General features: G+C 58.0%; 22 protein-coding genes and 1 tRNA gene. 12 read left to right on the forward strand and 11 right to left on the reverse strand.

What is annotated here, in order from left to right; translation table 11 throughout:
• Position 1 precedes the first annotated feature (1 nt).
• A complete protein-coding gene (gene ureG, locus IM300_RS02740; protein WP_063867682.1) occupies positions 2-619 on the forward strand; it encodes an urease accessory protein UreG in 618 nt (205 codons plus the stop codon).
• 84 nt (positions 620-703) lie between these two features.
• On the opposite strand, the gene tsaD is transcribed toward ureG, so the two are convergent.
• Positions 704-1,717: a tRNA (adenosine(37)-N6)-threonylcarbamoyltransferase complex transferase subunit TsaD gene (gene tsaD, locus IM300_RS02745; protein WP_193035207.1), complete on the reverse strand. Its 1,014-nt coding sequence runs from the start codon at positions 1,715-1,717 to the stop codon at positions 704-706.
• Positions 1,718-1,953: 236 nt separating this feature from the next.
• On the opposite strand from tsaD, the gene rpsU reads away from it, so the two are divergent.
• The 3 genes from rpsU (at position 1,954) to rpoD (ending at position 6,028) form a co-directional block, all read left to right on the forward strand.
• On the forward strand, positions 1,954-2,169 hold the full coding sequence (gene rpsU / locus IM300_RS02750; protein ID WP_001144069.1) for a 30S ribosomal protein S21: 216 nt from the start codon (positions 1,954-1,956) through the stop codon (positions 2,167-2,169).
• Between the two features lie 115 nt (positions 2,170-2,284).
• Positions 2,285-4,030 (forward strand): DNA primase, encoded by a 1,746-nt coding sequence (gene dnaG / locus IM300_RS02755; protein WP_063867680.1) that lies wholly within the window; start codon positions 2,285-2,287, stop codon positions 4,028-4,030.
• Between the two features lie 153 nt (positions 4,031-4,183).
• Positions 4,184-6,028: an RNA polymerase sigma factor RpoD gene (rpoD, locus tag IM300_RS02760; RefSeq protein ID WP_006812010.1), complete on the forward strand. Its 1,845-nt coding sequence runs from the start codon at positions 4,184-4,186 to the stop codon at positions 6,026-6,028.
• Between the two features lie 89 nt (positions 6,029-6,117).
• On the opposite strand, the gene mug is transcribed toward rpoD, so the two are convergent.
• Positions 6,118-6,624: a G/U mismatch-specific DNA glycosylase gene (mug, locus tag IM300_RS02765; protein WP_063451124.1), complete on the reverse strand. Its 507-nt coding sequence runs from the start codon at positions 6,622-6,624 to the stop codon at positions 6,118-6,120.
• A gap of 124 nt (positions 6,625-6,748) precedes the next feature.
• Between mug and IM300_RS02770 the strand changes: the two genes are divergently transcribed.
• The 3 genes from IM300_RS02770 (at position 6,749) to IM300_RS02780 (ending at position 8,996) form a co-directional block, all read left to right on the forward strand.
• Positions 6,749-6,824 (forward strand) — tRNA-Ile (locus IM300_RS02770).
• A 217-nt stretch (positions 6,825-7,041) separates the two neighbouring features.
• Positions 7,042-7,614 carry a serine acetyltransferase gene (locus IM300_RS02775; RefSeq protein ID WP_107533890.1) on the forward strand — a complete coding sequence of 191 codons (573 nt, stop codon included), beginning with the start codon at positions 7,042-7,044 and terminating at the stop codon, positions 7,612-7,614.
• 212 nt (positions 7,615-7,826) lie between these two features.
• On the forward strand, positions 7,827-8,996 hold the full coding sequence (locus tag IM300_RS02780) for a DNA repair protein (RefSeq protein ID WP_193035209.1): 1,170 nt from the start codon (positions 7,827-7,829) through the stop codon (positions 8,994-8,996).
• On the opposite strand, the gene IM300_RS02785 is transcribed toward IM300_RS02780, so the two are convergent.
• Positions 8,997-9,761 (reverse strand): siderophore-interacting protein, encoded by a 765-nt coding sequence (locus tag IM300_RS02785; RefSeq protein ID WP_193035211.1) that lies wholly within the window; start codon positions 9,759-9,761, stop codon positions 8,997-8,999.
• Positions 9,762-9,906: 145 nt separating this feature from the next.
• On the opposite strand from IM300_RS02785, the gene IM300_RS02790 reads away from it, so the two are divergent.
• Positions 9,907-10,401, forward strand: coding sequence for a PadR family transcriptional regulator (locus IM300_RS02790; RefSeq protein WP_131636419.1), 495 nt, complete (start codon positions 9,907-9,909; stop codon positions 10,399-10,401).
• On the opposite strand, the gene IM300_RS02795 is transcribed toward IM300_RS02790, so the two are convergent.
• Positions 10,398-11,957, reverse strand: a complete 1,560-nt coding sequence (locus tag IM300_RS02795) for a methyl-accepting chemotaxis protein (RefSeq protein ID WP_193035213.1) — start codon at positions 11,955-11,957, stop codon at positions 10,398-10,400. The genes IM300_RS02790 and IM300_RS02795 overlap by 4 nt on opposite strands.
• Positions 11,958-12,197: 240 nt before the next feature.
• Entirely contained in the window at positions 12,198-13,718 is a 1,521-nt protein-coding gene (locus IM300_RS02800; protein WP_112792151.1) for a PAS domain-containing methyl-accepting chemotaxis protein, read from the reverse strand.
• Positions 13,719-14,140: 422 nt separating this feature from the next.
• On the opposite strand from IM300_RS02800, the gene ygjG reads away from it, so the two are divergent.
• Together ygjG and IM300_RS02810 are read left to right on the forward strand one after the other, a co-directional pair.
• Positions 14,141-15,520, forward strand: coding sequence for a putrescine aminotransferase (ygjG, locus tag IM300_RS02805; RefSeq protein ID WP_052682963.1), 1,380 nt, complete (start codon positions 14,141-14,143; stop codon positions 15,518-15,520).
• Between the two features lie 60 nt (positions 15,521-15,580).
• On the forward strand, positions 15,581-16,429 hold the full coding sequence (locus IM300_RS02810) for a dihydrodipicolinate synthase family protein (RefSeq protein WP_193035215.1): 849 nt from the start codon (positions 15,581-15,583) through the stop codon (positions 16,427-16,429).
• A gap of 143 nt (positions 16,430-16,572) precedes the next feature.
• On the opposite strand, the gene lsrG is transcribed toward IM300_RS02810, so the two are convergent.
• From lsrG to lsrA, 6 genes are read right to left on the reverse strand one after another with little or no spacing between them, the layout of a single operon-like run.
• A complete protein-coding gene (lsrG, locus tag IM300_RS02815) occupies positions 16,573-16,866 on the reverse strand; it encodes a (4S)-4-hydroxy-5-phosphonooxypentane-2,3-dione isomerase (RefSeq protein WP_047355093.1) in 294 nt (97 codons plus the stop codon).
• The gene (lsrF, locus tag IM300_RS02820; protein WP_193035217.1) at positions 16,863-17,750 is read right to left on the reverse strand and encodes a 3-hydroxy-5-phosphonooxypentane-2,4-dione thiolase; all 888 of its coding nucleotides are present in this window, start codon (positions 17,748-17,750) and stop codon (positions 16,863-16,865) included. The genes lsrG and lsrF overlap by 4 nt, the downstream gene beginning before the upstream one ends.
• Positions 17,751-17,761: 11 nt before the next feature.
• Positions 17,762-18,763: an autoinducer 2 ABC transporter substrate-binding protein LsrB gene (lsrB, locus tag IM300_RS02825; protein WP_107533906.1), complete on the reverse strand. Its 1,002-nt coding sequence runs from the start codon at positions 18,761-18,763 to the stop codon at positions 17,762-17,764.
• A gap of 1 nt (position 18,764) precedes the next feature.
• Positions 18,765-19,742, reverse strand: coding sequence for an autoinducer 2 ABC transporter permease LsrD (gene lsrD, locus IM300_RS02830; protein ID WP_193035219.1), 978 nt, complete (start codon positions 19,740-19,742; stop codon positions 18,765-18,767).
• A complete protein-coding gene (gene lsrC, locus IM300_RS02835; RefSeq protein WP_193035222.1) occupies positions 19,743-20,774 on the reverse strand; it encodes an autoinducer 2 ABC transporter permease LsrC in 1,032 nt (343 codons plus the stop codon).
• Positions 20,771-22,258: an autoinducer 2 ABC transporter ATP-binding protein LsrA gene (lsrA, locus tag IM300_RS02840; protein ID WP_193035258.1), complete on the reverse strand. Its 1,488-nt coding sequence runs from the start codon at positions 22,256-22,258 to the stop codon at positions 20,771-20,773. Before lsrA ends, lsrC begins: the two co-directional genes overlap by 4 nt.
• 215 nt (positions 22,259-22,473) lie before the next feature.
• On the opposite strand from lsrA, the gene lsrR reads away from it, so the two are divergent.
• Both lsrR and lsrK read left to right on the forward strand, forming a co-directional pair.
• Entirely contained in the window at positions 22,474-23,445 is a 972-nt protein-coding gene (gene lsrR / locus IM300_RS02845; protein ID WP_063867652.1) for a transcriptional regulator LsrR, read from the forward strand.
• Between the two features lie 32 nt (positions 23,446-23,477).
• Positions 23,478-25,058 carry an autoinducer-2 kinase gene (gene lsrK, locus IM300_RS02850; protein ID WP_193035224.1) on the forward strand — a complete coding sequence of 527 codons (1,581 nt, stop codon included), beginning with the start codon at positions 23,478-23,480 and terminating at the stop codon, positions 25,056-25,058.
• Positions 25,059-25,240 lie beyond the last annotated feature (182 nt).

Here is a 25,240-nt window from a genome sequence, read left to right on the forward strand (position 1 = left end):
CATGGCTGATTACAAACATCCCCTGCGCGTTGGCGTGGGCGGCCCGGTAGGCTCGGGCAAAACCGCCCTGCTGGAAGCGCTCTGCAAGGCGATGCGCGACACGTACCATCTGGCAGTGGTGACTAATGATATCTACACCAAAGAGGATCAGCGCATCCTGACCGAGGCGGGCGCGCTTGAGCCAGAGCGCATCGTGGGGGTAGAGACCGGAGGCTGCCCGCATACCGCTATTCGTGAGGACGCCTCAATGAACCTCGCGGCGGTAGAAGCGTTAAGCGAGAAGTTCGGCAATCTGGACCTGATCTTCGTGGAAAGCGGCGGCGACAACCTGAGCGCGACCTTCAGCCCGGAGCTGGCGGATCTGACCCTCTACGTGATCGACGTGGCCGAAGGGGAAAAAATTCCGCGCAAGGGCGGGCCGGGGATCACCAAATCCGATTTCCTGGTGATCAACAAAACCGATCTTGCGCCCTACGTGGGGGCGTCGCTGGAGGTAATGGAGCGCGATACCAACCGCATGCGCGGCGAGCGCCCGTGGACGTTTACCAACCTGAAGGCGGGTGACGGTCTGGGGACGATTATTGCGTTTCTGGAAGAGAAAGGGATGCTGCGGGTGTAGTGCGGTTATTGCCCGGTGGCGCTGCGCTTACCGGGCCTACAAAACCGTAGGCCGGGCAAACGACGTGCCGCCCGGCAAAAAAACTCACGCCTCCGGCAGTTCCGCCAGCGGCCAGCGCGGACGCACGGACACGCTCAGGTCAGCCGTGGCGCCAGCGTTCAGGCGCACCATCCCGGCGTAGGCGATCATCGCCCCGTTATCGGTACAGAATTCCGGACGCGCATAGAACACTTCCCCGCGACGCTTTTGCATCATTTCGGCGAGCTTCGCGCGCAGCGTACGGTTGGCGCTGACGCCGCCCGCCATCACCAGGCGCTTAAACCCGGTCTGATCCAGCGCGCGCTTGCACTTAATCATCAGCGTATCCACCACCGCGTCTTCAAACGCGCGGGCGATATCGGCGCGGGTCTGCTCGCTGTCGTCGTTATTGCGGATGGTGTTCGCCGCGAAGGTTTTCAGCCCGGAGAAGCTGAAATCCAGCCCCGGACGATCGGTCATCGGACGCGGGAAAACAAAGCGCCCTTCCGTTCCCTGCGCCGCCATTTTAGAGAGCATCGGGCCGCCCGGGTAATCCAGGCCCAGCAGCTTGGCGGTTTTATCGAACGCTTCGCCGGCGGCGTCGTCGATCGACTCGCCCAGCAGCTCGTACTTGCCAATACCCGTTACGCTAATTAACTGCGTATGACCGCCGGAGACCAGCAACGCGACAAACGGGAATTCGGGCGGATTGTCTTCCAGCATCGGCGCCAGAAGATGCCCTTCCATGTGGTGAACCGGAATGGCGGGAACGTCCCACGCGAAGGCCAGCGAACGCCCTACCGTTGCGCCGACCAGCAGCGCACCGACCAGGCCCGGCCCTGCGGTATAGGCCACGGCATCAATATCTTTTGCACTCAACCCAGCCTCTTTCAGCGCCGCCTGAATCAGGGGAACCGTCTTACGCACGTGGTCACGAGAGGCCAGTTCAGGCACGACGCCGCCGTAGTCAGCGTGCAATTTCACCTGACTATACAGCTGGTTGGCCAGAAGCCCTTTTTCGTCGTCGTAAATGGCGATGCCGGTTTCATCGCAGGATGTTTCAATACCCAGTACACGCATGACTTGTTTTACCTCGTTTCAATACCGCGCAGTGTAGAGCCTGGGCGGATTGTTGTAAAACTTTGTTCGCCCCAGGAAGAAGCCTCGTGTATACTCCTCACCCTTATTAAAGTCCCTTTCAAAATCGCATCGGTGCTTTACAAAGCAGCAGCATTTGCAGTAAAATTCCGCACCATTTTGAAATAAGCTGGCGTTGATGCCAGCGGCAAACCGAATTTATTAAAGGTGAGAGTTACATGCCGGTAATTAAAGTACGTGAAAACGAGCCGTTCGACGTAGCACTGCGTCGCTTCAAACGTTCATGCGAGAAAGCAGGTGTTCTGGCTGAAGTTCGTCGTCGTGAGTTTTATGAAAAACCAACGACCGAACGTAAGCGCGCTAAAGCTTCCGCTGTGAAACGTCACGCGAAGAAACTGGCTCGCGAAAACGCACGCCGTACTCGTCTGTACTAATCTGTTGAGGGCCAACGCCCTCAATTGACAGACAGAGTTGTAGTCGTAAGGCCGTGCTTCCGGAAGGAATGCGCGGCTTGTTTTCGTTTATAAGTCGCTTAAATTTTTGGGGCATATGGCCGGAAGAATCCCACGCGTTTTCATCAATGACCTGCTTGCCAGAACCGACATCGTCGATCTCATCGACGCGCGGGTGAAGCTAAAAAAGCAGGGCAAGAACTACCATGCGTGCTGTCCGTTCCATAACGAAAAAACCCCCTCTTTCACCGTAAACGGTGAAAAGCAGTTCTACCATTGCTTCGGCTGTGGCGCACACGGTAATGCCGTCGATTTTTTGATGAACTACGACAAGCTCGAGTTCGTTGAAACCGTCGAAGAGCTGGCGGCGATGCATAACCTTGAAGTGCCGTATGAAGCGGGCAGTGGGCCAAGTCAGATCGAGCGCCATCAGCGGCAAACGCTGTATCAACTGATGGATGGCCTGAATTCGTTTTATCAACAGTCTCTTAAGCACTCTGCGGCTGAGCCTGCGCGTCAGTATCTGAACAAGCGCGGACTGAGCGACGATGTGATTGCGCGTTTCGCTATTGGTTACGCCCCGCCCGGCTGGGACAACGTGTTAAAGCGTTTTGGCGGCAATAGCGAAGATCGTAAATCCCTCATCGACGCAGGCATGCTGGTCACCAACGACCAGGGACGAAGCTACGACCGCTTCCGTGAACGGGTGATGTTCCCGATCCGCGACAAGCGTGGCCGGGTGATCGGTTTTGGTGGTCGCGTGCTGGGTGATGCCCTGCCGAAATACCTCAACTCCCCGGAAACCGATATTTTCCATAAGGGCCGCCAGCTGTACGGTCTTTATGAAGCGCAGCAGGAAAATGCGGAACCTCCGCGGCTTCTGGTCGTCGAAGGTTATATGGACGTCGTTGCGCTGGCGCAGTACGACATTAACTATGCCGTTGCGTCACTGGGTACGTCCACTACGGCGGACCATATCCAGCTGTTGTTTCGCGTCACCAACAACGTGATTTGCTGCTACGACGGTGACCGCGCGGGGCGCGACGCGGCCTGGCGCGCGCTGGAAACCGCGCTGCCGTACATGACCGACGGACGTCAGTTACGCTTTATGTTCCTGCCCGACGGTGAAGACCCGGATACGCTGGTGCGTAAAGAGGGCAAAGCGGCATTTGAAGCACGGATGGAGCAGGCACAGCCGCTCTCCACGTTTCTGTTTAACAGCCTGATGCCGCAGGTGGATTTGAGTACCCCGGACGGGCGCGCGCGGCTCAGTACGCTGGCGCTGCCGTTAATCAGCCAGGTGCCCGGCGAAACGCTGCGCATCTATCTGCGACAGGAGCTAGGCAACAAGCTCGGCATACTGGACGACAGCCAGCTTGAACGTTTAATGCCAAAGCAGGCTGAAAACGGTACGGCACGTCCGGCGCCTCAGCTAAAACGCACAACCATGCGTATACTGATAGGGTTACTGGTGCAAAACCCCGAACTTGCTCCGCAAGTGCCGTCGCTGGCGGGTTTGAACCACGAAAAATTGCCCGGACTTGGCTTATTTTCAGAATTGGTCAACACTTGTTTGTCTCAGCCAGGTCTGACCACCGGACAACTTTTAGAGCATTATCGCGGCACAAAAGAGGCCGCTACCCTTGAAAAACTGTCGATGTGGGACGATATAGCAGATAAGGATATCGCAGAAAAAACGTTCACCGACTCACTCAACCATATGTTTGATTCGATGCTTGAGCTGCGCCAGGAAGAGTTGATAGCTCGCGAGCGCACCCATGGCTTAAGCAGCGAAGAACGCCGGGAGCTCTGGATGATTAACCAGGAACTGGCGAAGAAATAAAAAATTTAACGGCTTAAGTGCCGAATATCGATCGGGAAGCCCCCGGCAGCCGCACTGAGAGGCAGCGGCAAAAATATAAGTACGCCCTCGCTTTAAAGGTTGGCAGCCTCATCGCCGACACCAATCAAACGAATTAAGTGTGGATACCGTCTTATGGAGCAAAACCCGCAGTCACAGCTGAAACTTCTTGTCCAACGCGGTAAGGAGCAAGGCTATCTGACCTATGCCGAGGTCAATGACCATCTGCCGGAAGATATCGTCGATTCAGATCAGATCGAAGATATCATCCAAATGATCAATGACATGGGCATTCAGGTGATGGAAGAAGCACCGGATGCCGATGATCTGTTGCTGGCTGAAACCTCCAACAACACTGACGAAGATGCGGAAGAAGCTGCTGCACAGGTCCTGTCCAGCGTGGAATCTGAAATCGGGCGTACCACTGACCCGGTCCGCATGTACATGCGCGAAATGGGTACCGTTGAACTGTTGACCCGCGAAGGCGAAATTGACATCGCAAAACGCATCGAAGACGGGATCAACCAGGTTCAGTGCTCTGTTGCCGAATACCCGGAAGCGATTACCTATCTGCTGGAGCAGTACGATCGCGTTGAAGCGGAAGAAGCGCGTCTGTCCGATCTGATCACTGGCTTTGTCGACCCGAACGCTGAAGAAGATATGGCGCCAACCGCCACTCACGTCGGTTCTGAGCTGTCTCAGGAAGAGATGGATGACGACGAAGACGAAGATGAAGAAGAAGACGACGACAGCAGCGACGACGACAACAGCATCGACCCGGAACTGGCGCGCGAGAAGTTTGCCGAGCTGCGTACCCAGTACGAAGTGACGCGTGACACCATCAAAGCGAAAGGCCGCAGCCATGCCGCCGCTCAGGAAGAGATCCTGAAACTGTCTGAAGTGTTCAAACAGTTCCGCCTGGTGCCAAAACAGTTCGACTACCTGGTTAACAGCATGCGCGTGATGATGGATCGCGTACGTACCCAGGAACGCATCATCATGAAGCTGTGCGTTGAACAGTGCAAAATGCCGAAGAAGAACTTCATTACCCTCTTCACCGGCAATGAAACCAGCGAAACCTGGTTCAACGCCGCTATCGCGATGAACAAGCCGTGGTCTGAAAAGCTGCACGACGTGAAAGAAGACGTCCAGCGCGGCCTGCAAAAGCTGCATCAGATTGAAGAAGAGACCGGCCTGACCATCGAGCAGGTGAAAGACATCAACCGTCGTATGTCTATCGGTGAAGCGAAAGCCCGCCGTGCGAAGAAAGAGATGGTTGAAGCGAACTTACGTCTGGTTATCTCTATCGCCAAGAAATACACCAACCGTGGTCTGCAATTCCTGGATCTGATTCAGGAAGGCAACATCGGTCTGATGAAAGCGGTAGACAAGTTTGAATACCGTCGTGGTTACAAGTTCTCCACCTATGCTACCTGGTGGATCCGTCAGGCGATCACCCGCTCTATCGCAGACCAGGCGCGCACCATCCGTATTCCGGTGCATATGATTGAGACCATCAACAAACTCAACCGTATTTCTCGCCAGATGTTGCAGGAGATGGGCCGCGAGCCGACGCCGGAAGAGCTGGCTGAACGCATGCTGATGCCGGAAGACAAGATCCGTAAAGTGCTGAAAATCGCTAAAGAGCCTATCTCCATGGAAACACCAATCGGTGACGATGAAGATTCGCATCTGGGTGATTTCATCGAGGATACCACCCTCGAGCTGCCGCTGGACTCGGCCACCACCGAGAGCCTGCGAGCCGCCACGCACGACGTTCTGGCTGGCCTGACCGCCCGTGAAGCGAAAGTGCTGCGTATGCGTTTCGGTATCGACATGAACACCGACCATACGCTGGAAGAAGTGGGTAAACAGTTCGACGTTACCCGCGAACGTATCCGTCAGATCGAAGCGAAGGCGCTGCGTAAGCTGCGTCACCCAAGCCGCTCTGAAGTGCTGCGTAGCTTCCTGGACGACTAACCCAGGTAAACAGCAAAAAGCTCCCAATCGGGAGCTTTTTTTTTGTTTATTCCCTTCCCCGTGGGAGAGGGCCTCAGGCCGCAGAGGATCTAAAGCCCCCGCACCATCAGCGCCTCATCAAGTTCCCGGTATGCCTCCACCAGCTTATCCAGCGTCGCCCTGTTCAGCCCGCTCGGATTCGGCAGCACCCACACCTGCGTTACGCCAATAGTAATGTTTTGCTTACCCCACTGAGCACCGCGCTGGCTGAACGCCTGCTCGTAGGCCTGCTTACCGAGGATCGCCAGCGCTGCGGGCTGATAGTCTTCAATCTTCTTCACCAGTTCCCGCCCGCCGGTGCGCAGCTCATGCAGATTCACTTCGCTTGCCTGCACCGTGGGACGCTCGACCAGCATGGTGATACCGCAGCGCGTATCCAGCAGCTGCTGCTCTTCTTCCGGCTTAAGCTGTTTTTCGGTAAAACCGGCCTGATGGATCACCTTCCAGAAGCGATTTCCCGGATGAGCAAAGTGAAAACCGGTGTGCGCCGATGACTTACCCGGATTGATACCGCAGAACACCACCCGCAGGCCAGGGGCCAGAATATCGTTGATCATCTCTACTCCTGTTTATGCATCATAAGATAAGTATAAAGGATTGATTATGCATTGTTTATAAAAACAGCAGGCAGGTGTGAATGGCTGGATTGCTGAGGGGAGTTACTTTATAATTCACCGCCACGGCCCCTTAGCTCAGTGGTTAGAGCAGGCGACTCATAATCGCTTGGTCGCTGGTTCAAGTCCAGCAGGGGCCACCAAATTTTAGCTTTAGAATCATCCAGTTAAGCCACTCCCGCGAGTGGCTTTTTTGTTACTTAATGCATGGGTGAGGCAAAAGTGTCGCACAAAAGTAAGAGTGCTCCCTCCCCTCAAGATTATGACAAGCCCTCTCCACATAACTACTACGCCAAAAAGTTGCTTTCCGTAGTCTTTTGACTTTAAATTCCCGCGACAAATGAAAGGGAAAGATAAGTAATGGATAAACAAGCCAGATCAACTCATTTACGTGAATGCTTACGTCAGGAAGTAATGATGAGTTCTAAGACGTTTTCGTGGTTCAGTGTGCTGCATAAAGCTATCAAATGCCCGGATCGCCGCTTCCACTTCTGGTGGCGCATCGCGTCGCACTGGCATCGCTCGGGCAACAAGTTCCTGAAAAAACGAGCCGCTAAATTAAACAGAAACCTCATTTTCAAATATGGAACTGAGATTCAGTTGGGGGCGCACATCGGACCCGGCATGGTGATTACTCATCATCACGGGATTGTAATAAATGGTTCGGCTGTAATAGGTCATTCTCTCCGGATAAGACAAAACATCACGATTGGCATTACCGGCGCGAATGTTAATAAAGGACCAATATCCATTGTAATTGGCAACAACGTCAGTATTGGTGCGGGTTCCTGCATCATCGCAGATAAGATTCGCATCGGTGACAACGTTGTGATCGGCGCTATGTCATTTGTGAACAAAGACATTCCCAGCAACACCACCGTCTATAGCGAAAAGACTTTGCATGTCATGTCTAACAAATTACATGCAGCATGAGCAGACACTGCTACACATTTCAGTCGAATGAAAGCCCCTCGCCTGCCCGTGTAGCTCCCTCAGCCGGCTGACCCCTGAGGTTCCCCTTCACAACCCCTAAAAACTAAAGAAATCCCCCATCGCGCCGATCATCATCCGTGTGTATTATTTCCTGTAGCGTTGACCACAACTACCCTTAACTCAAATACTTAAGCGCCAGAGCGAAAGGCATCATGAGCACACCGATCAAACGGCTAGAAATCATTAAAAATGCCATTGAGCTGGAAGATGACGACATCATCCAGAGCCAGCTGAAACGCCTCAAAGATGAAGCCTTTGACGATGATCTCCTGTCCATCGTCGCGGCGCTTGAGCAGCAAAACTACACTGCGGCCATCCGTGCTATCACCGCCTGGCTGCAAAACCAGCGTGCCGTTGCCCCGTGGCGCGATCCGCAGCTGGCGGCCAGCAAGCTGGAGCTGAAAGCGCTGGAGGAGCGCCTGCGTGACCTGATTGACCGCCGTAACGCCCGGGTGCAGCAGCTTGATGAGTTCAACGATCTCTATTTTTCGCGCCTCGGGCCGCTGATGCAGCAGATCCTCGTCCTGCGTAAAACGCTGGCGGAGCTGAACCTGCGTCGTCAGCAGGCGGAGGCGCGTCGCCGGGAAGAGGATTACCGCCGCTGCCAGCGCTATATGGCGCAGGCCGTGGAGGTTCTGTCGACGCTCACCCAGCGCTGGCAACAACTGCCTGCGGATTCCGTTCAGGCGGCAGAGGCGCGCAAGCATCTTCAGCAGCAAAGTCATCTTATTGCCACCCTGTTGGCCGAAGCGCAGGAGCTGGAGACCGGACTAACGCGTGAAGAAGAGCCGGCGCGTCAGGCGCGCGATGAGGCCAATGAAGAGTACAGGAAGTATCGCGAACAGCATCATGATGCCGAAGTGCGCCTGCGTAAAGGCAAGGCTCTTTCTGAAGAGGATCGGAACGAACTGAAGCGGCTCTGGCGCCAGGCGAGCAGGCTATGCCACCCGGATCTGGTTGCCGATGACTTAAAAGAAGAAGCCAACCGGATGATGGTGCAACTCAACCAGGCCAAACAGCGCGGCGACGTGAAGGCCATACGCTCGCTGGTCGCCCGTCTGCAACACGGGTTCGAACCGATGATGGCGAGCGACAGGCTGAACGACCTGGAACGTATTCGTAAAAAGATGGCGCAGGTGCGTGAGCAAATCGACGCCCTGGTGAGCGAACTGGCAGAGCTGGAGAAGGAAGAATCCTGGCTGCTCGTCTCGTCGCTCAGCAATATGGAAGCCTACTTTGCCCAGCAGGAGAAAGCGCTGAAAGAGGTATGCGCCTCGCTCGAACATCAGGTGAGCGAAGCGCAACTGGATCCCGCCGCCTGACTATTTTGCGTGCCAGTACGCGCTGGCACGCACCAGCTGCGGGTCAATCGCATCGGTTTCAAACTGACGGCTCAGGCTTTTCACCACCTTTCCCTCTCCGGTCAGCCAGATAAAGTAATCCTCTTCCGGCACGGTCAGCGCGGCCAGATGCTCCGCCACCGCCTGCTCGCTGTGGCCGATAACCCAGGTGATGTTGAACTCGCTCAGGTGCGCCAGGTAGTCTTTATACGACGCATCGCCCACGGTGACGATGGCGTGGATCGCCGGGCGAACCGGCAGTTTTGCGATACCTTTCAGACGGCGGCGCAGCGCGGGCATGCCCGACTCGTCGCACACGTACAGCTGCCAGGCATAATCTTCCGGCACCACCAGCGAACCGCGCGGACCGCCGATGGTCAGCTTGTCGCCCGCCTTCGCCTCTACCGCCCAGTTGCTGGCAATGCCGCCATCATGAACGAAGAAATCGAGCACCAGCTCATTTTTTTCGTCATTGTACAGCGGAGTGTAGTCACGCGCCTGCGGGCGCACGCCGTCGCCCCAATTAATGCCTTCATCGGTGACGACAGGCGGCACGAAGGACGTGCCCGGTGCCGGGAAAAAGACTTTGGTATGGTCGTCAAAGCCCCGAGAGCTAAAGCCCTCCAGCGCCTCGCCGCCTAACACAATGCGCTGAAATCCTGGGCTGACGCGCGCGGCGCGGAGCACGTTCAGCTCGCGAAAACGCAGATCGTTGCGGACACGTTGAGGGTAACGGGTAGATGCCATAGTGATGCCCTTCTCAGGTGAATACGATATATCGGAATGAATTTTTAATGATAATGATTGCTATTAACCAAGAAATCAAGATTTTTTAGATTGCATCTGAATATATCTAAGATATAGTTTAGATATATCAAATTGAGGAAAAAACATGCGACACGAACACGACGGCGGTGGACGCAGGCCACGATTTTTTGGCCATGGAGATTTACGGCTGGTGATCCTGGACATCCTGACGCGCAGCGCGAGCCACGGTTACGAGCTGATTAAGGAGATCGAGAACCTGACGCAGGGTCATTACACGCCAAGCCCCGGGGTGATTTACCCGACGCTGGATTATTTGCAGGATCAGGCGCTGATCGCCATTACCGAAGAAGAGAATGGCCGTAAGCGGATCGCGATTAACGCCGCCGGAGAGCAGTGGCTGGAAGCTAACCGGGAACAGCTGGAGCAGATCCAGACGCGTATCAAGGCGCGTTCCGTCGGGTTCCAGCTGCGCAAGAACCCGCAGATGAAGCGGGCTTTAGATAACTTCAAAGCGGTCCTGGATCTGAAGGTGAACCAGGGAGAGCTCAGCGACGCGCAGCTCAAACAGATTATCGGCGTGATTGACCGCGCGGCGCTGGAGATATCCCAGCTGGATTAAGCCAGCACACCGTCGCTCACGCGGAACACGCGCACCAGCGCTTTCAGGTGCATCGCCTGTTCGTTCAGGGATGCCGCCGCCGCAACAGACTCCTCCACCAGCGCGGAGTTCTGCTGGGTGGTGGCGTCTATCAGGCCAATCGCGCTGTTGATCTGCGAGATGCCTTCCGTCTGCTCGTGGCTGGCCTGGCGGATTTCACGCAGGATAACGTCCATCTCCTCCACGTTACCGACCATCCCGTTGATAAGCCCGCTGGCTTTCTCCACAAGGTTCATGCCGTCCTGCGTCTGGCTTGTCGAACTTTCGATCAGCTGGCGGATCTCACTTGCGGATGTCGCACTCTTCTGCGCGAGCTGGCGCACCTCGCCCGCCACCACCGCAAAGCCACGGCCATGCTCACCCGCCCGGGCCGCTTCGACCGCCGCATTCAGGGCCAGAATGTTCGTCTGGAAGGCAATGGCATCGATCAGGTCGATAATGTCGGACATCCGGTTCGATGTTTCGTTAATCAGGCGCATTTTGCTGGTAACCTGCTTCATCATCTCCCCGTTGTTTTTCACCACCGCAGCCGCATCGGCAGACAGGTTGGTCGCTTCCCCGGTGTGCGAGGCTGTGTTCTTCACCGTGGCGGTGATCTGCTCCATCGAGGCCGCCGTCTGTTCAACAGAACTGGCCTGCTCCTCCGTGCGCGCGGCCAGATCCTGATTGCCAGCGACAATCTGCGCGGCGGCGCTGGAGATGTTTTCCGACCCGGTCTGCACCTGCTGCACAATCTCCAGCAGGCGCGTTTTCATCTCCATCAGTGCGGTAAGAAGCAGTCCGGTTTCATCTTTACCGTGCGAGGTAATGCTGCGCGTCAGATCGCCATCGGCAATGGCTTGTGCAAAATTCACCGCGTCATTCAGCGGTCGGGTAATGGATCGCACAATGAGCCAGCCAATCAGGCTGGCTGCCACGACGCTGAACAGCGTAATCACGATCAGCAGGAGACGATTGGTGCGGAAATCGTCTTCCACCTGCACGCCCGCGCTCTGCATTGCCCGGTCCTGGATCGCAATCAGCGCCTGCACTTTCGCTTTGTAGGACTGTTGCAGGTTCAGGGTGTTGGTCATCATCTCGTTTATCGCAGCCGCACGGTCGTTATTCTGCACGGCCTGCAAAATGCGATAGCGTGAGTCGAGATATTGCTGACGTACGCCGCGGATATCCGCCAGCGCCTGTTGAGATTTCTTATCCTCGAGAGCGTTGTCCAGCTCGCTCAGGATTGCGGTGATGCGCTCGCTGATGGCCTTCAGGCGCTGCTCTGACTGCGTCGTGTACGTCCCCTGTTCGTCCAGCAGCATAAGCTGCTGTGTGCTTATAAATTCCTGGAAGTTGTCGATTAGCTGGTTCGCTTTAACCGTGGTTGGATAGTCGCTGGTAAGGATGGTTTGCATTCCATTGTTTGCCCGATTCAGGCTCATCAGAGACAAACTTGCGCTGACGACCATCAGGACAATAAATAATCCAAACGCCAGAAATAATTTCGTGCCGATCTTTACGTCATGTATGAACATATTTACCCCATCGATGTGATTATTTCTCAGACGATCGCTGTTATCGGAAGAAAACTTGCTAACTTTATGACTTTGATCGTTTTTTTCTTTTTCACTCGTAAGAAAGTCGGGGCGCAAGAATTAAAAATCGGCAGGTTTTTTTAGTTACTTAATATTTCATTAACAACATAACTTATACTGAAAAACAAAAAAGCCGTTTACCCCCGGGGGAATAAACGGCTTTTTCGAAGCAGGCATTTCTTAATGCAGCACGGTAACCGCATCTTCCAGGCGTCCGGCCCGGTGCTTAACCATCGCGGAAATCTGTGCGCTCTCTTCGACCAGGTCCGCATTTTTTTGCGTAATGCTGTCCAGCTCCGCCACGGCACGCGTCAGCTCGGTCAATCCCGTGGCCTGCTCGGAGGTGGAATGGCTGATCTGCGCGATAAGCTGCGTGACGTTTTTCACCTGCTCGACAATATCATCCATCGTACGACCCGCAGCGTGTACCTGACTGGCGCCGGACTGCACTTTGCTGGCGCTGGCGTCGATCAGCTTGCGAATATCGTTCGCCGCATTGGCGCTGCGGCTGGCAAGATGGCGCACTTCGCCAGCCACCACCGCAAAGCCTTTCCCCTGCTCGCCCGCGCGGGCCGCCTCAACCGCGGCGTTCAGCGCCAGAATATTGGTCTGGAAGGCGATGTCGTTGATAAGAGACGTAATTGAGCCAATGCGCTGGGTACTGTCGGCAATGTCATCCATGGTTTTCACCACGGTCTGCATCACGGTGCCTCCCTGCGTGGCCGCGCTGCTGGCGGCCATCGACAGCTTGTCGACTTCGGCTGCGGTCTCAGAGTTGCTCTGCACCGACGCCGCCATCTGGTTCATCGTGGCCACGGTCTGCTGCACGTTCGCCACGGTCTGGCGCGTGCGGTCGTTGAGATCTTCATTGCCCTGCGCCAGCCTGTCGCTACCGTCGCGCACGCTCACGACCTGGCTGGACACGTCGTTGATCAGCCAGCGGCACATCAGCCCCAGCTGTCCGACGGCACGCAGCGTCAGGCCCAGCTCGTCGCTGCGGTTAAGATGCTGAACGCTGTTACGCTCTCCGGTGGCGACCTTCAGCGCCTGCCGCGCCACGTTTTCAACCGGGCGGACGATCTGCTGTTCAAACACCAGGGTGCCAAGCAGCATCACCACGGCCGCCGCTACCAGCGACGTCCATCCCGCAGCACTGGCAACCAGCGTTGCGGCCATCACCGCAAACAGTACCGCCATTACGCTACGCACGCGCCAGCGCAGCGGCATCGCCGGTAATTTACCGAGCCAGCCTTTGCGCACCACCAGCCCTTTATGAATGCGTTTTTTGCAGCGTCCTTCGTTGAGCGCCTTGTAAAGCGGCTCCACCGCGGCTATCTCCTCCTCCGTGGCGCGAGTACGAATCGACATATAGCCCGTCTTCTGGCCATTACGCACCATCGGTACCGCATTCGCGCGTACCCAATAGTGATCGCCATTTTTACGTCGGTTTTTGACAATCCCGCTCCAGGGCTCGCCTTTTTGCAGCGTGTACCACATGTCGGCAAAAGCCGCTTTCGGCATATCCGGATGGCGCACGATATTGTGCGGCTGCCCAAGCAGCTCCTGGAGCGTAAACCCGCTCACCTGCACAAAGGTGTCGTTAGTGTGGGTCATGTAGCTGTGGAGGTCGGTGGTCGACATAAGCGTGGTGTCATCGTCCAGCGGATATTCATTCTGGGTGACATAGTCAGGAGAGGACATAGTGAGCATCCCTTGCAGGTTATTTGAATGTTAATTTTGTGGCTTATGTTTTTTCGGCGATAAAAAATTTATCTTTAGTTGTTAAATATGATTGAGATCGCAAATTCGGGTTAAACCGCACTTTTCGTACGATTTTCTAATTAATTGATTTAAAATACTTTCGTAATGAAACTACCCACAAAGCATGATCCTGTAATGCACCCTTAAGTCGCATTCCCTGCCCTGGAGCAGTGCAATTGCTGAAACCTCATTACTGGCCCGTTATCCCTTATTCCGTGCGGCGCGCAATGGCATGATTAAATATTGCGCAACTTTGATTTAACCTGGCGTTTATCCCGATTTTCGTTAAGCCCTCTGAGGTGGCGTAATCCCTGCAATACTTACCTCAGTATCATGTGATACGCGATCCCCGGGAGCATATTTTGAACAGGTTACCTTCCAGCGCCTCGGCTCTTGCCTGTACCGCGCACGCACTGAATCTCATTGAAAAGCGAACGCTCGATCATGAGGAGATGAAACAACTTAACCGAGAGGTCATTGATTACTTTAAAGAGCACGTCAATCCTGGTTTTCTGGAGTATCGCAAATCTGTTACCGCCGGCGGGGATTACGGAGCCGTAGAGTGGCAAGCGGGCAGTCTGAATACGCTTGTCGACACCCAGGGACAGGAGTTTATTGATTGCCTGGGTGGTTTTGGTATCTTCAACGTGGGGCACCGTAATCCAGTTGTGGTTTCCGCCGTACAGAATCAACTTGCGAAACAACCTCTCCATAGCCAGGAGCTGCTCGACCCGCTTCGCGCCATGCTCGCGAAAACGCTGGCGGCCTTAACGCCCGGCAAGCTGAAGTACAGCTTCTTTAGCAACAGCGGTACGGAATCGGTCGAAGCGGCAATCAAGCTCGCCAAAGCGTACCAGTCGCCGCGCGGGAAATTCACCTTCATTGCCACCAGCGGCGCGTTCCACGGTAAATCCCTGGGTGCGCTGTCTGCGACCGCTAAATCCACCTTCCGCAAGCCGTTTATGCCGCTGCTGCCGGGCTTCCGCCACGTGCCGTTCGGCGACATTAACGCCATGCGTACCGTGCTGAGCGAATGCCGTAAAACCGGTGACGACGTGGCGGCGGTGATCCTGGAACCGATTCAGGGTGAAGGCGGCGTGATTTTGCCTCCGCAGGGCTATCTGCCCGCCGTGCGTCAGCTGTGCGATGAGTTTGGCGCGCTGCTGATCCTCGACGAAGTCCAGACCGGGATGGGGCGCACGGGCAGGATGTTCGCCTGCGAGCACGAGAACGTCCAGCCGGACATTCTGTGCCTGGCAAAAGCGCTCGGCGGCGGCGTGATGCCGATTGGCGCGACGGTTGCTACCGAGGAGGTGTTCTCCGTGCTGTTCGACAATCCGTTCCTGCACACCACCACCTTTGGCGGTAACCCGCTGGCCTGTGCAGCGGCGCTGGCGACCATCAACGTGCTGCTGGAGCAGAACCTGCCCGCGCAGGCGGAGCAGAAAGGCGATATGCTGCTGGACGGCTTCCGTCAGCTGGGCCGGGAATACCCGGACCTGGTGCAGGAGGCGCGCGGCAAAGGCATGCTGATGGCGATTGAGTTCGTTGATAACGAAATCGGCTACAGCTTCGCGAGCGAGATGTTCCGCCAGCGGGTTCTCGTGGCAGGAACGCTCAACAACTCGAAAACCATCCGCATTGAACCGCCGCTGACGCTCACCATTGAGCAGTGCGAGCAGGTGCTGAAGGCGGCGCGCAAGGCGCTGGCGGCACTGCGGGTAAGCGTGGAGGAAGCCTGAAAAACGCCGGGTGGCGCTACGCTTACCCGGCCTACAATAGCCCGGTAAAAGGACAACGCGATGTTTCACGGCTTAAGTGCCTTTCCGTTAACGCCCCTGAAAGACGGGAAGTTTAACGAGCAGTCTTTCATAAAACTTTTGGCACCGCTGGTCGACGCGAGGGTGGATTCGCTGGGCATACTCGGCTCGACGGGCAGCTACGCATATCTCACCGTTGAAGAGCGCACGCAGATCGCCCGCTGCGCGGTGGAGCATGCCAACGATATTCCCGTTATGGTCAGCATCGGCGCACTCCGGCTGGACGATATTCTGCGTCTGGCAGATAACGCGCAGGCGGCAGGCGCGGCCAGAGTACTGATGGCACCGGTGTCGTATCAGCGGCTGACGTCCGATGAGGTGTATTCGCTTTATGAAACGGTGACACGGCAGCTCTCCGTGCCGCTGTGCGTTTACGATAACCCCGCCACCACCGGGTTTACGTTTAGCGACGAGCTGATGGTTGCCGTGGCGGCGCTGCCCAATATCGGCTCGGTGAAATTTGGACGCGTGCCGGAGGATATTGCGCTGGTTCGTGCTCGCCTGCCGGATACGGTCACGATGGGCATCAGCGGGGACTGGCAGGCAGCATCCGCACTGCATGCCGGGTTTGACGTCTGGTATTCAGTGATCGGCGGGCTGTTCCCGCATACGGCGTTGGCGATTGTGCGTTCGAAAGAGACGGCGCAGTCCGATCGGCTGGAACCGCTCTGGGCGCTATTCCGCCGCTACGGCAGTTTGCGGGTGATAGCGGCAGCGGCCGAAATGATGGGGAAAGTGGAAGCGCCGGCGCTGCCGTTCCCGCTACGGGCGATTCAGGAGGAGCCGCGGGAGGCGCTTTCTGCGATCCTTGCGGATTTTGAGCTGTCCTGAAAAACGCCGGGTGGCGCTACGCTTACCCGGCCTACAAAATCAACACAACCCCGTACCCGTAGGCCCGGTAAGCGTTAGCGCCACCGGGCAAACCCGGCACCATACCCGTAGGCCCGGTAAGCGTAGCGCCACCGGGCAAAACGTTACTCCGGCAACAGCCCGACGAAACAGCGCTTTTTGCGCGGCTCCGACATCAGCTCCTCAAGCTTATCCACGCACGCCAGATAGTGCGGGGTTTGCTTGTGCGCCAGCACCGCCGCTTCATCCTTATAGGCCTCGTAGATAAAGAACCGGGTTTTCACCCGCGGGTCCTGCAACACGTCAAAGCGCAGGTTGCCCGGCTCCCTGATGGCCCCCTCGTGGTTGGCGCGAAACACCTCCAGAAACTCATCCACCCGCTCGGGCTTGATGTTGATCTCCACTAACGTCACGTTCATTTCGCTTCTCCCTGTTTTTCTTCCTGCCAGAACTGGAACGCCTCGCGAGCGCTCACGTTCTCGTGAACCACTTTTTTCACCGCCTTCAGCATGGCGAGCGGCGCGCTGGACTGGAAGATGTTGCGCCCCATGTCCACGCCCGACGCGCCCTGGTCAATCGCCCGCCAGCACATCTCCAGCGCCTCAAGCTCCGGCAGCTTTTTGCCCCCGGCGATCACAATCGGCACCGGGCAGCTGGCGGTCACTTTTTCAAAGCCCTCGTCCACGTAGTAGGTTTTGACGAACTGCGCCCCCATCTCGGCGGCGATGCGGCTGGCCAGCGAGAAGTAGCGCGCGTCACGCGCCATCTCTTTTCCTACGCCCGTCACCGCCAGCGTCGGCATGCCGTAGCGCGCCCCTGCATCGACAAGCTTGATGATGTTGTTGATAGACTGATGCTCAAACTCGCTTCCGATGTACACCTGCGCCGCCACCGCGCAGACGTTCAGGCGCAGGGCATCCTCCATCGCCACCGCCACGCACTCGTTCGACAGCTCGCCCAGAATCGAGTTACCGCCGGAGGCGCGCAGCACCACCGGTTTGTTCGTCGCGGCGGGCACCTGGCTCCTGAGGATACCGCGCGTGCACATCAGCACGTCGGTTTCGCCAAACAGCGGCGCAATAGAGAGATCGATACGCTCGAGACCGGTAGTTGGCCCCTGAAAGTAGCCGTGGTCAAAGGCCAGCATCACCGTGCGGTTGCTCTGCGGATTGAAGATGCGCGAAAGCCGGGATTGCATGCCCCAGTCGAGCGAGCCGCAGCCCTTCAGGGTGTACGGTACGTTGACCTGCGGCGTACCGATGCCAAAATCCTTGCCGTCTTTGATGTCGTCTAAATCAGCCATTTGCTCCCCCGTCAGAAATCGTATTTGCTGATGTTCTCTTTGGTGAACACCACCCGCTCCGGCAGCAGCACGATGCCGTTGCCCTTCGCCTCATACTGATAGCCCTGCACGCTGTTCGGCTCCACCTTCAGCGTCCCGATACCTTTTACGTCTACGCTGTCGCCAGGGTTAAGATCGCCCTTTTTCAACAGGCGATCGGCGACGTTGACCGCAATTTTGCCCTGCTGCACCACGTCCCACAGGCCGAAGGCCTTCACCGTCCCGCGCTCAACGTACGGACGCATGACGTTCGGCGTGCTGAAGCCGACAATCGCCACCCCTTCCCGCTTCAGGTTCTCCGCCGCCTGCGCCGCCGCCGGCAGGGCGTTGGCGTCCGGGGCGATGATCGCGTCCAGATCCGGATACGCTTTTAAGATCCCCTCGGCGGTTTGCAGGGATTTGGTGGCGTCGTTATAGCCAAACTGGGTGGTCACGACCTGCCACTGCGGGTGATCTTTCTCGATTTTCGCCTTCGCCTCTTTCACCCACTGGTTCTGGTCGGTGACGGTGGGGCTGGAGTAGAAGAACGCCACTTTGGCATTCGGTTTGGTGACCTGTTTGCCCGCCATCTCCACCAGCAGGCCGCCCAGCTGTTCCGGCGTTCCCTGGTTGATATAAATGCTGCGGCACTCCGGTTTGGTGTCGGAATCCCAGGTCAGTACCTTTACGCCGCGCTGCATCGCGCGCTTCAGCGCCGGGCAGAGGCCGTCCGGCGACACGGCGGAGACGATAATGGCGTTATAGCCCTGGTTGACGAAGTTGTTGATGAGCTGCACCTGGCCGGAAACGCTCGGCTCGGTCGGGCCGTCGTAGGTCACGTCCACGCCAAGATCTTTCCCCGCCTCTTTCGCGCCGTTGCCGCCGCTGGTGAAGAAACCCACGCCCACCAGCTTGGGGATAAAGGCAATACGGTCCGCCGCCTGCGCCGAAGCGAAGCTGAGGGCCATTGCCAGGACGAGCAGTTTTGTTTTCATCTTACGCTCCGGATAGTTTTCTGAAGAGAGATCGCACCCATTCGCGGTGCAGACTCAGCGAACGTCCCATTACCACCACAACCAGCAGCGCCCCCGACAGCGCGCTCGACACCTGGTTGGGGATGCCGACCATCTGTAAACCCTGCTGGAGATACCCCACCAGCAGCGCCGCCAGCGCCGTACCCAGCACCGACCCTGAACCGCCGTAAATATTGGCCCCGCCGAGTACGGCGGCGGTGAGCGCGGGCATCAGCAAATCGCGCCCCAGATCCGAACGCGCAGAGCCGAAATAGGAGACCATCACCAGCGCGGCCACCGCCGACGCCACGCCCACCAGACCGTACAGCGCGTACGGCATGCCGTTCACCGACAGCGCCGCATAGCGTGCCGCGCGCGGGTTTTGCCCAATCAAAAACAGATGGCGACCAAAGCGCCCGCGATGGGTAATCAGCCAGAAGAAGGTGGTAATTATCGCGAACAGCACCAGCGGGATCGGCAGCCCCAGCACCGTGAGGTTAGCGAACGCGGTAAAACCGTCCGGGAAGCCGCCGATGCCCTCGTAGCCCGTCGCCCCCGCCATGCCGGAGAGCAGCAGCGCGCCGCCGCCGTAGAGGTAGAGCGTGCCGAGGGTAATGACTAAAGGGCTGATGCCGGTATAGTGGATCAGCGCCGCATTCACCAGTCCGCACAGCAGGCCAAGCAGCAGCGTCAGCGGAACAGCGACCGCCATGGGCCACCCCGCCTGCATCATCACCCCCAGCGCGATGGCGCACAGGCCGATGGTGGAGCCCAGCGAAATGTCGATCCCGCCGCTGATAATCACCAGCGTCAGCGGCAGCGCCACGATGCCGATGCAGATGAAATCGCTGGTGCTGAACAGCAGCATGTTAACGTCAAGCATGCGCGGGTTAATCGCGCCGAAGAGCAGGATCTCCAGCACCAGCAATATCAGCAGCGCGCTTTCCCAGTTGAGCCTCATTTACGCCACCTCTTTGTTGCGTTTGGGAAAGGGGGTGACGTGCTTTCCCCCTCTGTTGCCAGGCTGGAACCGGCCGTACTTCAGCGCCCGCTGATGGCGTGACAGCGCCTGGCGCAGCCGCCCGTCGAGCACCAGCACGCCCAGCAGCACCAGCCCGGCGATGAAGTCGTTCCACCACGCAGGTAGCCTGAACAGCACCAGCACGGTATCGATTTGAGTCAGGAAGAACGCGCCGAGGAACGCACCGACCAGCGTACCGGTACCGCCCAGCAGCGAAATGCCGCCGAGCACGCAGGCCGCAATGGCCTTCATCTCCAGCCCGCTGCCGGTCTGGTTGGGCACAAAGCCAATCTGCGCGGCAAAGACAATTCCGGCGCAGGCCGCCAGCATGCCGTTGAGGGTGAAGGCGATCATGCGCGTGCGGTTCACCGCCACGCCCAGCTGGCGCGCGGCGGCGAGGTTATCCCCCACCGCGTAAAAATCACGCCCGAACGCGGTGCGCGACAGCGTCCACGCGCCAACGACCACGAGCATCAACACTCCCACGCCGAGCGGTGAAATGCCGATGGCGGCAGGTTCAGAGAGAGATTTCAGCCCCGGCGGCAGCCCTTCTATCCACTTCCCGCCGGTCCAGAGCAGCATCGCGCCGCGGTAGAGCCCCAGCGTGCCGAGGGTGGCGACAATCGCCGGAATGCGCAGTCCCACCACCAGAAAACCGTTGAACGTCCCCGCCAGCGCGCCAATCGACAGCGCGAAGAGAATGGAAACGGGCAGGCTGTAGCCGCCGTTGAGCGCCACGCCCACGGCAATGGCGGACAGCCCGACGGTGGAACCCACGGAGACGTCGATATTGCGGGTCAGCATCACCAGCGCGGCGCCGATGGCCAGCAGGATCAGGATCTGCGCGCTGGCGAAGATCATCCCCAGCGTTTGCAGGCTGAAGTAGGACGGATTCAGCGCCACCAGCACGGCGAACAGCGCCAGAATGGCGAGAAACGCGCTCAGCTCGCGGTTTTTGAGTAAGATCTTCATGATTGACCTCCAAACGCCAGCGCCATCATCCGGTCGAGGCTGACGGCGTGGCGCGGCAGCTCGCCGCTGAGTACGCCCTGATGCATCACCAGCACGCGGTCCGCGAGGCCGGGAAATTCATCGAGATCGCTTGAGATCATCAGCACCGCAACGTTCTGCGCCGCCACGCTTTTAATGAGCTGGTAGATATCGGCGCGTGCCGACACGTCCACACCGCGCGTCGGCTCATCGACGATCAGCAATAAAGGATTGGCCTCCAGGCAGCGCGCCAGCAGCACCTTCTGCTGATTGCCGCCTGAGAGCGTGCGCACGGTTTGATCCGCATGGTTGAGCTTGATCCCCAGCGCCCGGTGATAGCGCTCCACCACCGCAGACTCCCGCTTTCGCTGCTGCCAGAGCGACGGCTCGTTCAGCGCCACCGTGTTCCAGCGCACAGGCGCGTCGAGAAACAGGCCAGACACCTGCCTGTCTTCCGGCAGATAAACCAGCCCTTTTTCCAGACGTGAACCCACCGGATCGGTGGTGATCTCCCGGCTCTCCAGCCACACCCGCCCGCCGCGTACGGGACGCAGGCCGTAGAGCGTTTCGGCAAACTCGGTGCGCCCGGAACCCACCAGTCCGGCAAGGCCGACGATCTCCCCGGCGTAAATATCCAGGCTGAGATCGATAAAGCCCTCTCCGGTGAGATCTTCCACGCGCAGCACCGGAAAATCCTGCGGCTGGGTGCGGCGGTTGCCCGGCAGCGCAAGCCACAGCTTTTGCGCATCGCTTAAGCCTTTCTCGCGGCTGACCGGCGTCATGGCGGCGATCAGAGCGCTGTCATCAAACTGGGCAGTTTCGCCGCTGAGCACTACCGCGCCGTCGCGCATCACCGAAACGTGGCTCGACAGCGTGCGGATTTCCGGCAGCTTATGCGAGATAAAGACAATCCCGACGCCGAACGCCTGTAAGGCGCGGATCTGGCGAAACAGCCGTTCGGTTTCGCCGGGCGTCAGCGAGGCCGTGGGCTCGTCGAGGATCAGAATTCTGGCGTTGCGCATCAGCCCGCGCAGGATCTCCACCATCTGCTGGTCCGCCACTTCCAGGGTGCTGGCGGTGGCGTCGAGGTTAAGCTGACATTGCAGCTGCTGGAGTTTCTCCGCCAGGCGTTTTTCCCGATCGCGCTCTCGCGGCAGGCGGAACAGGATGTTTTCCCGCACCGTCAGGTTGGGGAAAAGCAGTGGCTCCTGCGGCACCAGATAAATGCCTAACCGGTGCGCCTGCGCAGGGTTAAGCCGTGCAAAAGACTCGCCAGCAACCGAAAGTTCACCGCTATCCGGCGTTTCCACCCCGGCGATGATCTTCATTAGCGTCGATTTTCCTGCGCCGTTACCGCCCATCAGCGCATGCACCTGCCCCGCAAGCAGCGTGAAATCAATGCCTTTTAAGACCGGCACGCCTGAGAACTGCTTGCTGATATTCCGCGCGTTGAGAAGTGGTGTCATCATCGCTCCGCTATTGAACAAATGATTTTTAGATTTAATAATGTTCAAAAGCGTAGACGGTGAACTATATTTACAACCGTGCAGGGATCACAGTTTTATCGATTGAGATTCAGATTAACCAGAAACGATCTAAAAGATCCGTTTTGCCGCGTGGCTCACATTTTCACGCCGCGCCATTACGAACATATGATCTAAATTTTTATAAGAGTTCAACTATGAGCGATAAACGCACTGCGGAAGAAGGACGGTTTGCCGGGCTGGCGCTGGCAGAAGAGGAGCTGGTGGCGCGCGTCGCCTGGTGCTACTACCACGACGGGCTGACCCAGAATGATATCGGCGAACGGCTCGGTTTGCCTCGCCTGAAGATCTCCCGCCTGCTGGAGAAAGGCCGTCAGTCGGGGGTGATCCGCGTGCAGATCAACTCCCGCTACGAGGGCTGCCTGGCGCTGGAAACTGAGCTACAGCAGCGCTTTGGCCTGAAGCTGGTGCGCGTGATGCCTGCCTTAAACACCCCGCCGATGAACGTGCGGCTGGGCATTGGCGCGGCGCAGTCGCTGATGGGCGTGCTGGCGCCCGGCCAGCTGTTAGCGGTGGGCTTCGGTGAAACCACCATGAGCAGTCTGCAACACTTAAGCGGCTTTATCAGCTCGCAGCAGATCCGCCTGGTGACGCTTTCCGGCGGCGTGGGGCCGTATATGACCGGTATCGGCCAGCTGGATGCGGCCTGTAGCGTCAGCATGATCCCCGCCCCGCTTCGCGTGTCATCCGCTGAAGTCGCCGGGATCTTAAAGCGCGAAACCAGCGTGCGGGACGTGATCCTCGCCGCGACCGCCGCTGACGTGGCGGTGGTCGGCATTGGTTCCGTGAACCAGCGCCGTGACGCGACGATACTGCGCTCCGGCTATATCAGCGAAGGTGAACAGCTGATGTACGCCCGTAAAGGGGCGGTGGGCGATATCCTCGGCTATTTCCTTAACGCCGAAGGGGAATGCGTCGAGGAGCTGGAGATCCACAAAGAATTACTGGGCGTCACGCTCGATGAACTGGCGCAGCTGCCCACCATCGTCGGCGTGGCCGGAGGGGAAGAAAAAGCCGATGCGATTTACGCCGCACTGAAAGGTCGCCGTATTAATGGCCTGGTGACGGAAGAGACGACAGCCCGCGCGGTGCTGGCTCTGGCCGAATAAGAGTCGCCCTGCGCTAACAGCGAGGCAAGCTCATGAGTTACCTTTTAGCGTTAGATGCAGGGACAGGCAGCGTTCGCGCCGTGATTTTCGATTTACAGGGCAACCAGATTGCCGTCGGCCAGGCCGAGTGGAAGCACCTGAGCGTGGAGAACGTGCCGGGGTCGATGGAATTCGACCTCGACACCAACTGGCAGCTGGCCTGCCGGTGCATTCAGCAGGCGCTGGAGCGCGCGCGCCTGAGCGCGGCGGATATTCAGTCCGTCGCCTGCTGTTCGATGCGCGAAGGGATCGTGCTGTACGATCGCAGCGGCGAGGCCATCTGGGCCTGCGCCAACGTCGACGCCCGCGCCAGCCGCGAGGTGGCTGAACTCAAAGAGATCCACGACTATCGTTTTGAATCCGAAGTGTATGACGTTTCCGGGCAGACGCTTGCCCTTAGCGCCATGCCGCGCCTGCTCTGGCTGGCGCATCATCGCCCTGATATTTATCGTAAGGCCGCCACTATCACCATGATCAGCGACTGGCTGGCGGCAAAGCTTTCCGGCGAGCTGGCGGTGGACCCGTCCAATGCGGGTACCACCGGCATGCTGGATCTCTTTTCACGCGACTGGCGTCCGGCACTGCTCGACATGGCCGGGCTGCGCGCCGATATTCTCTCGCCGGTGAAAGAGACCGGCACCGTGCTGGGCGCTATCACCAAAGAAGCCGCGCAGCAGAGCGGCCTGCGCGAAGGCACCCCGGTCGTGATGGGCGGCGGCGACGTGCAGCTGGGCTGCCTGGGGCTGGGCGTGGTCCGCGCCGGACAAACGGCGGTGCTGGGCGGCACCTTCTGGCAGCAGGTGGTTAACCTGCCGCAGGTGCGCACCGATCCTGAGATGAACATCCGCGTGAACCCGCACGTTATTCCCGGCATGGCGCAGGCGGAGTCGATCAGCTTCTTTACCGGGCTGACCATGCGCTGGTTCCGCGACGCCTTCTGCGCCGAAGAGAAGCTGATTGCCGAGCGGATGGGGATGGACACCTATTCCCTGCTGGAAGAGATGGCGGGCCGCGTGCCCGCTGGCTCCCACGGCGTAATGCCAATCTTCTCCGACGCGATGCATTTTAAGCAGTGGTACCACGCCGCACCGTCGTTTATTAACCTCTCCATCGACCCGGAAAAGTGCAACAAAGCGACGCTGTTCCGCGCGCTGGAGGAGAACGCGGCGATCGTCTCGGCCTGTAACCTGACGCAGATTTCGCGCTTCTCCGGCGTGACGTTTGATAGCCTGGTGTTTGCGGGCGGCGGCGCAAAGGGCACCCTGTGGAGCCAGATTTTAAGCGACGTCACCGGCCTGCCGGTGCGCGTGCCGGAAGTCAAAGAGGCAACGGCGCTCGGCTGCGCCATTGCCGCCGGAACGGGCGCGGGGCTGTTTTCGGATATGGCCTCGACGGGCGAGCGGCTGGTGAAGTGGAGCCGCGAGTTTACGCCAAACCCGCAGCACCGGGAGCTGTACGACGGCATGATGCAGAAGTGGCAGGCGGTGTACGCCGACCAGCTCGGCCTGGTGGACAGCGGGCTGACGACGTCGATGTGGCAGGCGCCGGGGTTAGCGCGGGCAGCGATGCCGTAAATAACGCCGGATGGCGCTGCGCTTATCCGTCCTGGGGTTTTGTAGCCCCGGTAAGCGTAGCGCCACCGGGGAAGTTCTTTGAGATCTATCACAATCATTCGATCCCGCTTTTACCTTTCTGCTGCCGCTGGCTAAATTAGTAACTCATCCGACCACATAACAATAATTTTACACTGGAAGAG

It is taken from the genome of Enterobacter cloacae complex sp. I2 (assembly GCF_014896205.1).
Lineage (GTDB): Bacteria > Pseudomonadota > Gammaproteobacteria > Enterobacterales > Enterobacteriaceae > Enterobacter > Enterobacter quasihormaechei.

Coding starts and splice junctions, on each gene's coding strand:
- ureG (WP_063867682.1), top strand. CDS start 2: ATGGCTGATTACAAACATCCCCTGCGCGTTGGCGTGGGCGGCCCGGTA.
- tsaD (WP_193035207.1), bottom strand. CDS start 1,717: ATGCGTGTACTGGGTATTGAAACATCCTGCGATGAAACCGGCATCGCC.
- rpsU (WP_001144069.1), top strand. CDS start 1,954: ATGCCGGTAATTAAAGTACGTGAAAACGAGCCGTTCGACGTAGCACTG.
- dnaG (WP_063867680.1), top strand. CDS start 2,285: ATGGCCGGAAGAATCCCACGCGTTTTCATCAATGACCTGCTTGCCAGA.
- rpoD (WP_006812010.1), top strand. CDS start 4,184: ATGGAGCAAAACCCGCAGTCACAGCTGAAACTTCTTGTCCAACGCGGT.
- mug (WP_063451124.1), bottom strand. CDS start 6,624: ATGATCAACGATATTCTGGCCCCTGGCCTGCGGGTGGTGTTCTGCGGT.
- IM300_RS02775 (WP_107533890.1), top strand. CDS start 7,042: ATGGATAAACAAGCCAGATCAACTCATTTACGTGAATGCTTACGTCAG.
- IM300_RS02780 (WP_193035209.1), top strand. CDS start 7,827: ATGAGCACACCGATCAAACGGCTAGAAATCATTAAAAATGCCATTGAG.
- IM300_RS02785 (WP_193035211.1), bottom strand. CDS start 9,761: ATGGCATCTACCCGTTACCCTCAACGTGTCCGCAACGATCTGCGTTTT.
- IM300_RS02790 (WP_131636419.1), top strand. CDS start 9,907: ATGCGACACGAACACGACGGCGGTGGACGCAGGCCACGATTTTTTGGC.
- IM300_RS02795 (WP_193035213.1), bottom strand. CDS start 11,957: ATGTTCATACATGACGTAAAGATCGGCACGAAATTATTTCTGGCGTTT.
- IM300_RS02800 (WP_112792151.1), bottom strand. CDS start 13,718: ATGTCCTCTCCTGACTATGTCACCCAGAATGAATATCCGCTGGACGAT.
- IM300_RS02810 (WP_193035215.1), top strand. CDS start 15,581: ATGTTTCACGGCTTAAGTGCCTTTCCGTTAACGCCCCTGAAAGACGGG.
- lsrG (WP_047355093.1), bottom strand. CDS start 16,866: ATGAACGTGACGTTAGTGGAGATCAACATCAAGCCCGAGCGGGTGGAT.
- lsrF (WP_193035217.1), bottom strand. CDS start 17,750: ATGGCTGATTTAGACGACATCAAAGACGGCAAGGATTTTGGCATCGGT.
- lsrB (WP_107533906.1), bottom strand. CDS start 18,763: ATGAAAACAAAACTGCTCGTCCTGGCAATGGCCCTCAGCTTCGCTTCG.
- lsrD (WP_193035219.1), bottom strand. CDS start 19,742: ATGAGGCTCAACTGGGAAAGCGCGCTGCTGATATTGCTGGTGCTGGAG.
- lsrC (WP_193035222.1), bottom strand. CDS start 20,774: ATGAAGATCTTACTCAAAAACCGCGAGCTGAGCGCGTTTCTCGCCATT.
- lsrA (WP_193035258.1), bottom strand. CDS start 22,258: ATGACACCACTTCTCAACGCGCGGAATATCAGCAAGCAGTTCTCAGGC.
- lsrR (WP_063867652.1), top strand. CDS start 22,474: ATGAGCGATAAACGCACTGCGGAAGAAGGACGGTTTGCCGGGCTGGCG.
- lsrK (WP_193035224.1), top strand. CDS start 23,478: ATGAGTTACCTTTTAGCGTTAGATGCAGGGACAGGCAGCGTTCGCGCC.